This is a genomic window from Leptospira meyeri, from assembly GCF_004368965.1.
GTDB classification, from domain to species: domain Bacteria; phylum Spirochaetota; class Leptospiria; order Leptospirales; family Leptospiraceae; genus Leptospira_A; species Leptospira_A meyeri.
The window spans coordinates 841,135-854,616 of record NZ_SORO01000001.1; the positions used below are offsets into that span (position 1 = coordinate 841,135).

Annotated in this window: 11 protein-coding genes; 4 read left to right on the forward strand and 7 right to left on the reverse strand. The window is 39.0% G+C overall.

Annotated features, from left to right (window positions below; translation table 11 throughout):
- Positions 1-2: 2 nt before the first annotated feature.
- Positions 3-3,020 (reverse strand): AAA family ATPase, encoded by a 3,018-nt coding sequence (locus CLV96_RS04015; protein WP_040917728.1) that lies wholly within the window; start codon positions 3,018-3,020, stop codon positions 3-5.
- 81 nt (positions 3,021-3,101) lie between these two features.
- On the opposite strand from CLV96_RS04015, the gene CLV96_RS04020 reads away from it, so the two are divergent.
- The 3 genes from CLV96_RS04020 to pdxH are packed head-to-tail and all read left to right on the forward strand — an operon-like array spanning position 3,102 to position 5,720.
- On the forward strand, positions 3,102-4,199 hold the full coding sequence (locus CLV96_RS04020) for a pyridoxal phosphate-dependent aminotransferase (protein WP_040917727.1): 1,098 nt from the start codon (positions 3,102-3,104) through the stop codon (positions 4,197-4,199).
- Between the two features lie 41 nt (positions 4,200-4,240).
- Complete coding sequence (locus CLV96_RS04025; RefSeq protein ID WP_004789265.1) at positions 4,241-5,089, forward strand: prepilin peptidase; 849 nt, start codon at positions 4,241-4,243, stop codon at positions 5,087-5,089.
- The gene (gene pdxH / locus CLV96_RS04030; protein WP_208325400.1) at positions 5,082-5,720 is read left to right on the forward strand and encodes a pyridoxamine 5'-phosphate oxidase; all 639 of its coding nucleotides are present in this window, start codon (positions 5,082-5,084) and stop codon (positions 5,718-5,720) included. Before CLV96_RS04025 ends, pdxH begins: the two co-directional genes overlap by 8 nt.
- Positions 5,721-6,387: 667 nt before the next feature.
- Here pdxH and CLV96_RS04035 read toward each other — a convergent pair.
- The gene (locus CLV96_RS04035) at positions 6,388-7,596 is read right to left on the reverse strand and encodes a bifunctional 3,4-dihydroxy-2-butanone-4-phosphate synthase/GTP cyclohydrolase II (protein ID WP_004788418.1); all 1,209 of its coding nucleotides are present in this window, start codon (positions 7,594-7,596) and stop codon (positions 6,388-6,390) included.
- A gap of 118 nt (positions 7,597-7,714) precedes the next feature.
- On the opposite strand from CLV96_RS04035, the gene CLV96_RS04040 reads away from it, so the two are divergent.
- A complete protein-coding gene (locus CLV96_RS04040; protein WP_004788515.1) occupies positions 7,715-8,095 on the forward strand; it encodes an STAS domain-containing protein in 381 nt (126 codons plus the stop codon).
- On the opposite strand, the gene CLV96_RS04045 is transcribed toward CLV96_RS04040, so the two are convergent.
- From CLV96_RS04045 to CLV96_RS04065, 5 genes are read right to left on the reverse strand one after another with little or no spacing between them, the layout of a single operon-like run.
- The gene (locus CLV96_RS04045; RefSeq protein WP_004788990.1) at positions 8,092-8,700 is read right to left on the reverse strand and encodes a riboflavin synthase; all 609 of its coding nucleotides are present in this window, start codon (positions 8,698-8,700) and stop codon (positions 8,092-8,094) included. The genes CLV96_RS04040 and CLV96_RS04045 overlap by 4 nt on opposite strands.
- Positions 8,701-8,703: 3 nt before the next feature.
- Positions 8,704-9,945, reverse strand: a complete 1,242-nt coding sequence (locus CLV96_RS04050; protein WP_004788406.1) for a bifunctional diaminohydroxyphosphoribosylaminopyrimidine deaminase/5-amino-6-(5-phosphoribosylamino)uracil reductase — start codon at positions 9,943-9,945, stop codon at positions 8,704-8,706.
- 10 nt (positions 9,946-9,955) lie between these two features.
- Positions 9,956-10,894, reverse strand: a complete 939-nt coding sequence (gene secF, locus CLV96_RS04055) for a protein translocase subunit SecF (protein ID WP_004788911.1) — start codon at positions 10,892-10,894, stop codon at positions 9,956-9,958.
- Positions 10,887-12,821 carry a protein translocase subunit SecD gene (secD, locus tag CLV96_RS04060; RefSeq protein ID WP_004788820.1) on the reverse strand — a complete coding sequence of 645 codons (1,935 nt, stop codon included), beginning with the start codon at positions 12,819-12,821 and terminating at the stop codon, positions 10,887-10,889. Before secD ends, secF begins: the two co-directional genes overlap by 8 nt.
- A gap of 21 nt (positions 12,822-12,842) precedes the next feature.
- Positions 12,843-13,481 (reverse strand): SRP-less Sec system protein, encoded by a 639-nt coding sequence (locus tag CLV96_RS04065; protein WP_004788367.1) that lies wholly within the window; start codon positions 13,479-13,481, stop codon positions 12,843-12,845.
- Position 13,482: the final 1 nt, after the last annotated feature.

A 13,482-nucleotide genomic window follows, 5' to 3' on the forward strand; every position in this document is an offset into this window, starting at 1 on the left:
AATTATTGCCTAAGGGAATGGTGGATTTGCACCAATCTTGCAATTTCTGCCCCAATCAAATTTGGCATGGAATAAAAGTTGTCTGCCGTAATCTGAAGGGAGTCGTGGAACACATGTTCCGCAATGTAGCGAGACCCGAGTCCCACCCCTAAAAATACATAATTTTTGTCCTGGTTTTTCAGTACAGCTTCTTTCAATTTCCTAGTGTCAAAAGATGCCAGTTCGTCCTCGATATAGGTCTTGGCCCTTTGCCCTCGGAAGTCAGAAAGGAGGACAATGATCTTGGTTTGGGCGTCCGGAGAGAAAAACCGCTCCGAATTGGAAAGAACTTGGTATTCTGGGATACTGTCCCCATGCCAATTTTTACAAAGAGCACTAAAAACCTCTTCTTCCTTTTCTGCGGTGTAATCTTCTTCCGCTGATTTTAGGTTAAATATGTCCACAGTGTCTTTGGAGTTTTTGATATCACAAAACGTATGAACACTTGTTTTGATATCGTGTTCATTTAGGATATGTAAACTCACAAGGAGAGCCGAAAGCATCGCAATCGAATACTCAAAGTTAAAGATCCGACGACACTTCGAAACAAGGAAGCTAACTTCTACACCTTTTAGCTTTTCATCATTCTTTTCGATTGTGGTTTTATCGAAGATTTTGGTATCTCCCCTTCCACTTTTGTACGAAATGTATTTTCTTGCATCAACCCTTGAGCCTTCGTTTTTGTACATCCGGTGGATGTCAATTTCAGGATCAAAGAGCTGTTCTAAGTTAAGTTCCACTTCTTCCAGTTCTTTTCCAAACACGGACTTAAATTCTTCAAGACCCACCATAATGGAATAATCCCAAAGGAGACGGCGTTTCTTTAAAAATTGTTTATAGAGCTCATCGGTTCTGTACCCCCAAGCACCTCCTCCTCCTTGTGGTTCTCCTTGGCCTTGGTTTCCTTGGGTGTCTTGTCCATACCAGGCATCAGGACCTTCTTTGGTGCTGCCTCCGGTCTCTGGAGTATTGATCTCGATTCCACGTTTGGTTTCGGCACCCGAGTTCAATTTTTTAGCAACACCTGTTAGGGGGTCTCTTTTATGGAGTTCTGGGTCCCACCAATTTTTACGGTTTAATCCTGATTCAACGGTAAACGTTTTTTTTTTCTCTTCGATTTCCTCGAAGAGTGTTGAGACAACTTCTACACCAGAAAGAAATCCTTCGAGGAGTCTTTCGAGTTCCTTTCTTTCTTTTGGATCAGCAATTTGGTTCGTATAATAAATCTTTCCACCACGAATGGCAATGTCTTTTACATCTGTTTGGTTGTGGCGATAGATATGATTTTTCCATTTCAAAAGATTAGAGATTCCAAATCGGTAAGGCATTAGATTTGCTGAACCAATCGTGCGTTTTTCTGCCAACTCTTTGGCTTTGAGATGGAAACGTGCGAGGGAACGAGGAAGAACCCCTTCCGGTAGATAAAACTCTAAAATCTCTTCTAAAACTTTTACATCTTCTAGTTCAGGGAAAAGAATAGGGGTAAAGCGATTCCGAAAAGCACGAGATATCGTTGTCACCGATTTGGAGGCACGGAAGGATTTCATTCCAAACACAATGGATTTTTCTGTGAGTTGGATGGGAAGATATTCACCTGACTCTGGAGGCAGAGTTAAGGAACGAGCATCGTCCGTTAACATATTCATCTTCTCTACCAGTTCGGCACCAGCAGATTCCAGTCCTGAGATAAGAATGATATGACCTTTTCGAATGGACCTTGTTAGAGGCCCGTCCACCCATGACACACTTTCAATATTTCCTTCTTCTGTCGGTTTTAAAGCACCCACTACATCGGAGGTATGCATCCCTTTGGATAACATCACCGATTCCAGTTCGATTCCCGTGAGTTCAGTAAAGAGTGGTAAAAACTCTTGTGGGTCTTGGTCTTCTCTGTATTCGATTAAGATATTTTCTTTCGCTTGGATGGCAGTGAATACTTGGTCGAGGAATTGTAACACAGGCTCCGGCGTAGGATAAGTAGAAAGAAGCGAGATTGTTTTTTTCTCGTCCCAGGTTTTGATTTCTTTATCGTTCCAAAAAATGGTAGAACCTTGTACATATCCTTTGGTAGGGACAAGTTTCACCGACCCACCAAACTCGGATTCGATGAGTTCTCTTTGTTTGGCTTTGTCTTCTTTTTTACGGAAAGGTTCTTCGAATAAATAGAGGGCTTCTCTTGCCGCAACTGTTTTGTCTTTGGCACCAAACAGAACCAAACGGTTACAATACTTTTGTAAGGTCCTTAAATTAAAATGGTACTTTTCTAAATCACCCTTTCCGATCTCACCTGACTTAATTCTAGCTTCTGATTCCAAACTGATCCGAATGATTTGTTTTAAGACATCTTCCCCGAGCATGGGATAAAGTTTTTTTAAAATAAAAAACATTTCGTCAGGGGAATAAGGATCTACATACACAACTGCAAAATGTTTGGTGATATCAAATGGAAGGGGTTTTCTTCCTTCAAAACCTTCACTTGGATTTTGGGTTCCGATAAACCAAAATCCAGTTTTCCCGTTAACTCTTTCCCCACTTCCTTCCAAAAGATCTAAGTAATTGGATTCATAAACAGAAGAAAATCGTTTGATGATGTTTGGTGCACAGAGGTTCATCTCATCGGCCACAAAACTAAGTCCTTCTGACAAAGCGTTGGTAAGGGGCCCATTCGACCATGTAAATCCTTTCCCATCCAGAAGGATGCGGTAAGAACCAATTAGGTCTTCTGGCAATGTGTCTTCATTAAAACTAAACCTTAGTGTGGGTTGTTTGCGAAGAGAGTTAATATAATAGATAAGTGCGTTTTTTCCAACGCCCGCATCTCCCACGAGAAGGACAGGAATCCCTTCGAGCATTGGGTATAGAATTTTTTGTAAGGTTTGTTTGACCGAGTCAGTTTCGACAAGGCTAGAAGGGAAAACGGGAAACTTACTCGTGGGCGGGAGGACCGGCACTTTCACATCAGCGATGGTAACAAATTCCATATCCTTCAGATTTCTATCCATTTCCTAGGTGTAAACCAAATTCTATTGACCGGTACCTCCGCCAAAAACCATGATGATTTCATGGATTTCGCAAATAGAATGTATGGGATTGATTCCTCCCCCATCCGCAAGGCTTTTGAGCTGGCACGGACTATCCAAAACCCGATCAATCTGAGTATCGGCCAACCTCACTTTCCTTGCCCACCTAACATCATTGATGCTTTAACGAAAGCGGCCCGTGATGGGAAAACCTCTTATACCTTAACTGGTGGGATTCCTGAATTAAAATCAGCAATGGCTGAAAAATACAGAACCCAAAATAAAATTTCTTATGCCCATGAAGATAGAATCCTCGTCACTTCAGGAATTTCCTCTGCTTTATTTTTACTCTTCAATGCACTGGTGAACGAAGGAGACGAATGTTTGGTAGTCTCTCCTTACTTTTTAATGTATCCGGCAATGTTAAAATTTTATGGTGGCAAGGTTGTCCCCTTAGAAGAAAGTTTCAAACCAGAGGATTTAGAATCTTTAAAATCTAAAAAATTCAAACTCATCATTTTTTCCAATCCATCCAATCCGACAGGAAAGGTTCTTTCCAAAGAACAACTAAAGGCCCTTGCAAACTTAGCGGAAAACACGGGAGCCTATCTGATCAGCGATGAAATTTACGAACTCTTTGATTATGATAACCAGTTTTTTTCGATTGGTTCGGAATATGAAAAAACCATCACACTCACTGGTTTTTCCAAAACCTACAATATGACTGGTCTTAGGCTTGCCACCATCCTTGCCGAAGACAAGGTGATTAAGGCTCTCACCACCTTACAACAATATACGGTAGTCTGTGCTCCTTCCATCACCCAATGGGCCGGTATCGAAGCCTTAAAAACAGATATGAGTGCATATATTCAAGACTATAAAGAAAAACGTGACTTTGTTTATGAATCTTTAAAAGACTACTACCCCATCCAAAAATCTGGTGGAGCCTTTTATTCCTTCTTCCAAGTTCCTGTCACCGACGAAGAATTCATCCAAAGAGCCGTTAAAAAAGATCTGATCTTAGTTCCTGGATTTATCTTTTGTGATCAAAAGAATTTTGTGCGACTTTCCTTTGCCACCGAATGGGATACTTTGAAACGAGGGATGATAGCATTACAGGAACTTTCTAAGGAAAGTTAAATTCTTTATAGTCAGATTAGATAAGGAAAACTTAGGATTTTATGAACGAATCGATTTGGTTATCTCTTTGGACCCTCTCGACTTATGGAATCCTATTTTTTTTTGGAGCAAGCCTTGCTAGTTTTTATACAACTCTAGCGGAACGAATCCTGACTTTTTGTTACGGTAAAAGAAGAAAGGAATCGCAAGGATTCAAACGCTGGAAAATCATTCTCGCAAAACCGAGCCATTGTCCATCTTGCGGGCATTTGGTGAAAAAAAACCACCTCATACCCATTATTGGTTGGTTTTTGACAAATGGGAAATGTGACTCTTGTGAAACTGATCTACCAAAACTCTACCCACTCACGGAATTTCTATTTGGGCTCGTTGCTATCTTTGTATTTTTTGTTTCAGAAGATATAGCGGGGACTATTTTACTTCTTTTTTTATTTGGACATCTACTCATCTCTATGATGACAGATGTGGCAAAATTTTCCCTCGATTATGAAAATCTTCCCTTTCTCATCGGATTTGGTTTCCTATCCAACTACTTTTTGTTTGGTGAAGCAGGCAACATTGAATCACTTTGGGTCTTTTTCGGGTTTTTAGGTTTTTATCTTTTGATTTATCTTTTGTTCCGTGGGGGGACAGGCCTTGGCGATGTTATCTTTTCACCGATTTTTGCTGCTATTGCCGGAAATCCCTTTTGGATTTTGTATTTTAATTCTGCTTACTTACTTGCCGTCGGGTTTAGTTTTCTTTTACGAAAAAAAGGGGAACCCTTAAAAGGAAAAAAAATTCCGATGGGTCTTTATTTTTCTCTCGGATTATTTTTTACTTATTTTGCAAGACTACTTGTCCATTACTACAACTTGGAGGGATTTCCAATCTATGGAACCATTGAATGAATTACCGCATATGAGAAAACTCTACACTCGCTCTGTTCTTTCGGAAGAAACTGCCGGTTCTGATCCTCTGAAGTTATTTAGTCTTTGGTTTTCTGAAGCAAAAGAAGAAGGTGAAGCCGAACCAAACGCGATGAGCCTTGCCACAGTAGACAAAACGGGCCAACCATCAGTACGCATCGTTTTACTCAAAGGACAGATTCGTGACGAGTTTCAGTTTTTTACCAATTATGATTCGGACAAAGGGAGAGATATTGCAGAGAACCATCTCGTAGCTCTGGGTTTCTTTTGGCCCAAACTCGAAAGGCAAATTCGTATCGAAGGAAGGGCAAAACGCATATCCAAAGAAGAATCGGAAAGTTATTTTGCAATCAGGCCAAGAGAATCCCAAATTGGAGCGTTAACATCAAACCAAAGTTCGGTGGTTCCCTCTAGAGAATTTTTAGAAGAGAAGTTTGCCTCTCTCACAAAAGAATGGGAAGGAAAAGAAATTCCAAAACCAGAAAATTGGGGTGGGTATTCAGTTTCCCCCACTAAAATCGAATTTTGGCAAGGAAGGGTCGGAAGATTACATGATCGGATTCAATTTAAAAGATTCGAATATGGATGGGAAAGGTCTAGGCTATCCCCGTAAGGTATGTATCACTATTCCGAGAGTTGGCTTCTCCAAATAGAGACAAGAAGTTATATGATTTTTAACTAAATTATATATATTAAATAAGAATTACAGAATGAAAATAATAAAGTACCTAATCTTTAATATTATGTTCATTTTGATAATACCTACTTCTTTTGGTCACCAAGGAACTTTAACAAAGTTTAGAAGATATTCTGAAAAATTCGATCTCTTATCAGGAATTGAAGTATTTTATTTTTTAATCATCCTATTTATTACAATAGTTTTCTTTAGTTTTAAAATCAACTTCCACGCTAAATCTTGGATTCATTTCATTTTAAAGTTTCCAGCATTGCTGGTTAGCGTTGTTTTTATCTTTGTCTCTTATCTTATATTGATATACTTATTCTTTTTTGCAATTTTCGAGAGTGGTATATCGAATATACCTGTTACTATCATTCTTTATAGCATTCTATTAACTGTTTTTAAAACTGCCTTTATTACAGTATTCTTAAAATTAAGGAATAAATCCATTTTAGTCTTTTCATCTTTTACCATGCTCTTTATTTCAAATCTCTACTTAATATTTATACCTATTTGGCTATACATACCAGCACCACCTCCCTAAAATATGCGAGATTAATGAAAAAAGAAACTCAGAATAACAAAGACTAATATAAGTTGATCAACCGTGCAAATTTAACAAATGACCTAACTTTGTTTTTTTTGTCTGCAGGTATCGAGTATTTTCTTCCACGGGATCAATCTCAATTGGAACTCGTTCTGTTACATGTAAATTGTAACCTTCGAGTCCCACAATCTTACGAGGGTTATTCGTGATGAGTTTCATTTGTTTCACCCCAATATCTCGTAAAATCTGAGCCCCGATTCCGTATTCTCTTAGGTCAGGAGCAAATCCCAATTTTTCATTGGCTTCGACTGTATCGAGTCCACCCTCTTGCAAAGAATAGGCTTTGAGTTTGTTAATGATCCCAATCCCACGTCCCTCTTGGCGCATATAAAGTAATACACCATTTCCTTCTTTTTCAATCATGCGCAGGGCATTATGGAGTTGAGGCCCACAATCGCAACGCTGCGAAGAAAAAATATCTCCCGTCAAACATTCACTATGAACACGAACAAGCACTGGTTTTTCAGGATCGATCTCACCTTTCACAAGAGCCATATGAATCTTATCATCAATTTGAGTGGAATAAGCTTTGATTTTAAAATCACCAAACTCCGTTGGCAAACTTGCTTCCACTTCCAAATGGATTAATTTTTCTTTATGCCTTCTGTAACGAATTAAATCTTCTATCGTATAAATATTAAGACCGTGTGTTTTTGCAAATTTTTCCAAATCTGGAATCCTTGCCATCGATCCATCGTCATTCATGATTTCACAAATCACACCACTTGGGTAAAGACCAGCTAACTTTGCCAAGTCGACTGCGGCTTCTGTATGGCCTGCCCTACGTAAAACTCCACCCGTAACCGCTTGCAGCGGAAACATATGACCGGGACGCATCAAATCTTCCGATTTGGTCTTTGGATCGAGAAGCGCTTCCACCGTTTTAGCTCTGTCTGGCGCCGAGATTCCCGTAGTCGTTCCATGTTTAGCATCCACAGAAACGGTAAAGGCCGTTCCGTGTTTATCTCCCAAGGAAAGATCATCCACCATCTTTCCGAGACCAAGTGTTTGTAACCTTTCCCTTTCCATCGGGACACAAATGAGTCCGCGACCGTGAGTTGCCATAAAGTTGATTTTGTCTTTGTCTGCAAATTGGGAAGCACAGACCAAATCTCCTTCGTTTTCTCTGTCTTCAGAGTCGACAAGAATGATCATTTTGCCTTGACGGATTTCTTCGATTGCTTCTTCGATCGGACGTATCATGGGGAAAGGCCTCTATATACTAAAACTCTGAAAGCCGTTCCGAATTAAAGAAGATTCCCAAAGAAAGTCATTGATTTTTCCCCTTTCTTTTGTCTAAATATTCCGGATCGGAGGTCATGTGGAACTGAAACTAAACGCAACGGGAAAGATCAAAACCATTGAAATTGCAGGAAAATTCGATATCGAATCCACAGAGGAATTTGAGTCAATCTTTGCAAAACTCATTGAACCAAACCCAAGTATCGTTTCCATCGAAATGAGTCGCCTTGACTATATTGATTCCTCTGGAATTGGGTCTCTTATCAAAAGCCTTAACTCACTCAAAAACAAAAAAGGCAAACTCATCCTTGTTGGTATGAAGCCGATGATTTTGAACGTATTCAAATTAGCAAAATTAGATATGTTTTTTGAAATTATGAATGAAATGGATTTTCGAACCAAATACATTTCCGATGATGATACCGATTCCGAAATCGACGATCTTCTAAAACGAAACTAAGACCCAGACCTCTGCTCCAAATAGTTTTCAATGTACTTGGCAAGTACATCCACTTCGACATTCAACCTTTGGTCTTTTTTCCAAGTATTTGCATTGGTTTTTTCCATTGTCTCAGGAATCAGGATGAGTTGGATATTTCCATCTTTAACATCAACCACAGTTAAGCTGATCCCGTCCAATGTCACCGATCCCTTTTTTACAAAATAACGTTGTAACTCTTTTGGAATCTCCACCCAAAACTCTTCCACTTCCGTCTCGATTTTTTTTCGACTAATCACTTTTGCCATTCCATCCACATGGCCCTGAACCATATGACCACCAAAACGTTGCCCGAGTGCCATAGCTCGTTCTAAATTCACAGTTGAACCTTCCCCTAACCTAGACAAGTTGGTAAGTTCAAGCGATTTAAACGATGCATAAAATTTGAATAAATTGCCTAAGTCAGTAAATTCAGTGACAGTCATACAAGCGCCATTGATGGCAATCGAATCTCCTATTTTTAAATCAGGATTTTCCCATTCTGTTTCAATTGTGAATTGGATTCCCGAATCAATTGGTTCGATCGTGATGACTTTTCCGAGGGTTTCTACAAGTCCAGTAAACATACGTTAAATGCTCCTTTGAGGTTTCCTGATAAAAATACGGTTCGTTCCGACTAGATATTCAGAAACTAATGGTTCATTATGATAAACAAAAGGAATTCCATTGGGAATGGATTTTTTTTCATTTCGAATTTCTAAAATTCGATCTTCTTCCGATAGTTCGTTTTGAAGAAACTTAGGAAAAAAGCTACCAGCCTCGCACAATAAAGTATTGATACCAAGATCTCCGAGAATTTCTAAAAATTTATCCCCATCATCAGGATAAATTAATATACCCTCATAAGGGGAAAGAATTTTGATCTGATCCTCTAATTCTTTCGGAATTGGTTTCGAATCATCATCTGTTAAAATAAAAAAAATACATTTTTTGACTCCAAACTTTTTCGTTAAATCTTTCTGTTTTTCAAAAAAAATCTCTAATGGTAGTTGGTTCTCATCCAAACAAAAAATACGAAAAGGTTGGTAAATATCTTCCTCTAAGCGATGTAATTTTTCAGAATCTTTTGTGTATAATAATAATGAAGAGATAAGTCCAGCACCGGCTTCAAAAAAAGGTTCTAATTCAGTAACCCGTATTCCTGGTTTTTGCGAAAGAATCATTTCTTCTGAAATTCGAAAATGGAGAGAAGGAGTATCGGAAAGAATCGTTCCTGGACCGACAGCAATCGCATCCATTTTGGCTCGAAAGATTTGTAAATACAAATCCATCTCTTCTGAGCTCACACGTTCTTTCTTTTTATCTTTCGATGCATAATTTCCTTCGATCGATGTGGCTGCTTTGATCCAAACCCATGGCCGTCCCGTTTGGATTCGATGTAAAAAACCTTGTAAAAAAGGGAGGGATACCTTTGCAAGCATGGGATCTAAGGCTACAGAAATTCCAGACTCGGAGTATTTTTCCCAATCTCCCGAAGAAACTAAGGGATTGGGATCTCTCCATCCAAGTTTGATTTCTTTTGGTTTTCTTTCGATCACCAAATCACAGCAAGGTGGTGTTTTTCCAAAATGTGTGCAAGGTTCTAAACTGACAGAAAGGATTTGATTTTTTTCTGTTTGGGAATAACGAGAATATAGTTCCCTTTCCGCATGATTGCCGCCAAATTTTTGGGTATGGGCACTGGCAAGAATGGAACCTGATTCATCTGTTAATACAGCAGAAACGGGAGGATTGGCACCGGTTTTTCCCATTGCCAAAAACCCAAGTAAAGAATGCAGAGAATAAGTTTCCTTTCGTTTCTCTGCATCCATAAGACTTTTGTTATGCGAATCTTTTTTTCCTGAGTTGGTCGTAGATCTCAGAAATAGGCGCTGCAATGTAGATGGAAGAATAAGTTCCGACAATTACTCCAAAAAGAAGAACAAAAGCAAAATCATACAATTCCACTGCCCCACCCACAATGATCGCCACAACAGAAATCATTGTCGTAAAGGAGGTATTGATGGTTCTACCCAAGGTTTGAGTGATGGAAACATTTATAATATTAGAAAGAGCTAAGTTGTCTTTTCCATGTGCATTTTCTCGGATTCGGTCAAATACCACAATTTTATCGTTTATAGAATAACCAAGGAGAGTGAGAAGTGCGGCAATGATCGGGACACTTGGTTTGATTTGTAAAAATCCAATGAGTGCCAAAGTCATGAGAATATCATGAACCAGAGCAATGGAAGAAGCCAAAGCAAATTTGAACTGAGACCGAATGCTCAAATACAAAAGAATGATCGCAAGTGTTGTGAGAAGAAGTGTGATACCTACTTCAGTCAACTCACCACCAACCACTGCACCCACTTGGTCAGCCGAAAGAACTTTTTCTTTAGGAAGTTTGTATTCGTATCTTAGGAGTTGGACAAACCGATCAATGGCAGAAGTAGAAGACTCTCTGTTTGATTCTGGAATTTCTTTGTACAAAGTTTCTATGGTATCAAGAGAGCCAAGTCCGATATCCAATTGATAAATATTCTTTTCTTTTTCGAGAAGAATTACAACGGCTTCAATGTTTTTAGATTGGAAATATCCATCCAAATCACTGCGAGTTTTGTCTGCTGGAAGTTCCACGACAGTACGAAGCCCACCATTAAAATCAAGTGAGTGAGCAAACCCACCATACTTACCAAAGGTGACTGCAAAACCAAAAACAATCGCTAAAAACGAAAAACTAAGAGTGAAGTATTTATATTTTGTGAAATTGATATTACGCATTTGTTGTCTCCTTTTTTCCAAAGAAGAAAGGTCTTAAATTTAAATGATGAACGCCCATTCGGTTCACTGCTAACTCCATAAATAATCTGGAGAGGAAAAGAGAAGTAAATAGCGTTGTGACAATCCCCCAACAAAGAGTGATCGCAAAACCTTTGATCGGTCCGTTACCAAGTCGAATCATCAAAATCCCTGCAATGAGTGTGGTTACGTTTGCATCCATAATGGTCCAAAATGCGTTTTCAAAACCGCGAGTCACCGCAATCGAAAGTGCCCTACCTTCTTCTATCTCCTCTCTAATCCTTTCATAAATGATGACGTTTGCATCCACGGCCATACCTGCCGTCAAAATGATCCCGGCAATTCCAGGAAGAGTCAAAGTAAAGTCCATCAATGTGAGAAGTGCCGCTAAAATGACCAGGTTAACAAGAAGAGATAAGTCAGCAATAAAGCCACCTAATCTGTAATAGAAGATCATATAAACCATTACCAAAAAGAATCCAATGGCAACGGCTTTTACCCCTACCTCAATGGATTCAATTCCAAGTGTTGGTCCAATGAATCGCATCTCCAAAACAGAAAGTGGAATTGGAAGTGCTCCCTCAGAAATTACGTTTGCCAATCGAATGGCTTCTTGTTCAGAAAAACTTCCAGAAATTTCTGCCCGACCACCAGCAATCGGATCATTGATGACTGGATTGGAAATGACTTTATCTCCCCAAACAATCGCTAGGTTACGTCCACGGTTTTGCGAAGTAAGATCAAAAAACTTTTCTGCTCCATTGGGAGTGAGAGTAAAACTAACCATCCATCCATAGGAATTGGAGTTATAAGAAGGTTGGGCATTGGTCATATCATTACCGGACAAAGCAATCTTACGTTCCAAAACCACAAAACTACGAGGAAGAAGTGCTGACTTTGCTGCATTCCCACGGGCCCACATCGCATAGACTTTGAAGTCTTTAGGGATATTGTATTTTTTTTCTAATCCTTCTAAAAACTCATCTTGGGCTTTTTTTCCTGCCTTGTTTTTAACAAGCTCTTGGAATAAAAATATATCCGTATTTTCCCTTTTCCCTAAATCCATCATACGACGTTCGTTGTCTGCGATTTGGCTCTTGTATAGGAAAGGAGTTGGTTCTTCCAAACGATATTCTACTGTTTCCGTGTTTTGTAGAATTTCTAAAATGGCTGCTGAATTGGAAACACCTGGAAGAGAAACTTCGATCGCATCTTGTTCTTTTTGGATACGAACTTGAGGCTCCGTTAGGTTTTGAGTCGTCAGACGATTATCAATAATCATCTTCGCCTTTTCTAATTCCACAATTTTACGCATGGGAGAAAGATCAAAACTAGATTCAATTTCAGCAAGTCTTGACTTTGCCTTTTCTTTTTCTTCTGGTTTAGTAGCCTGGTTACTGAGTGTTAGGTTCAGTTCCGTTAACTCTTTTGCATAAAGGTCTTTGAGTTTGGAAGTATAATCATCAAAGTCACCTTTTAGGACTACTCTCATTCCACCTTGTAAATCAAGACCCAATTTAATGGATAAAGATTTTCCACCACGAATTGTTTCTTCAATCCATGTAGGTTCTAATCTATTTTTGGATTCACTGACCAAATTTTGATTTTCTTGGGAGATTTGATTGATCTTTGCAGAAGTAATGAATCGTCCTTTGACTATATAAAACGGATTTTCTTTAGGGGGAAGAGTGCCCTGCGGTTCAATGGTCCAACCAGATGTTTTACCATAATCTTTCGCCCAACGATCAAAAAGTGCATTCACCAATTCTTTTTGATTTGCCTCAGGTAGAGAATAAACATCATCTTTCACAACGATCTTTAATGTACGATCGGCAAAGTTCGGATACAAAATGGTAAAGGAAACCGCCAGAATCAAAAAAGGTAGAATCAATAGTCGATACGATTGCAAGTTAGTTTGCTCCTAAAATTATTATCTTCTATAAGAACGACTGCTAGAACCCGGGCGAGCGGATCTAAGTCTATAAAACGCAAAGAGAATGATAATCCCAAGGATCATCATTGCTTTTTTATATTTAGCAAAAAAATCAGAGAAACTAAACAGAGATTTTCCAGTTTCTTTGTTGGAAGAGAGGTTTGTTTCCACACTTCCAGTTTCTGTTTTTCCCATTTTTAAATCCGAAGCAAAACCAGGAAGTCCCGTTGGTTCCACGGAAACATTTGAATCCATCCACATACCATTATTCACTACTTCCTCTTCTTCCACAACCGCTACTTGTTTGTCTAAACCAGGAAGGGATTTGTCTGTTACAGGAACAGTTGTATTCTGATTGGGATTTGAAACTAGGTTTGTGTTTTGAGGAAGAGTCTCCCCTGTGAGTTGGTTTTGTTTGGATTTCTTTTTCGATTTCTTCTTTTTACCTGTAGTGGTTCCAGTTGTAGTCACAATGTTTGTTTGTTTTTTTGTTGTGATTACATTTGTTTCTTCTTTGGGTTTGGTGGTTGTCGATTTAGGTTTATCATTTACCTTATCTAAAAAGTCCAAACCCTCCTGTGCAAAGAGAGAAACAGAAAAACAAAGTGTTACGGTAATTAAGAAGAGTCTCTTCATC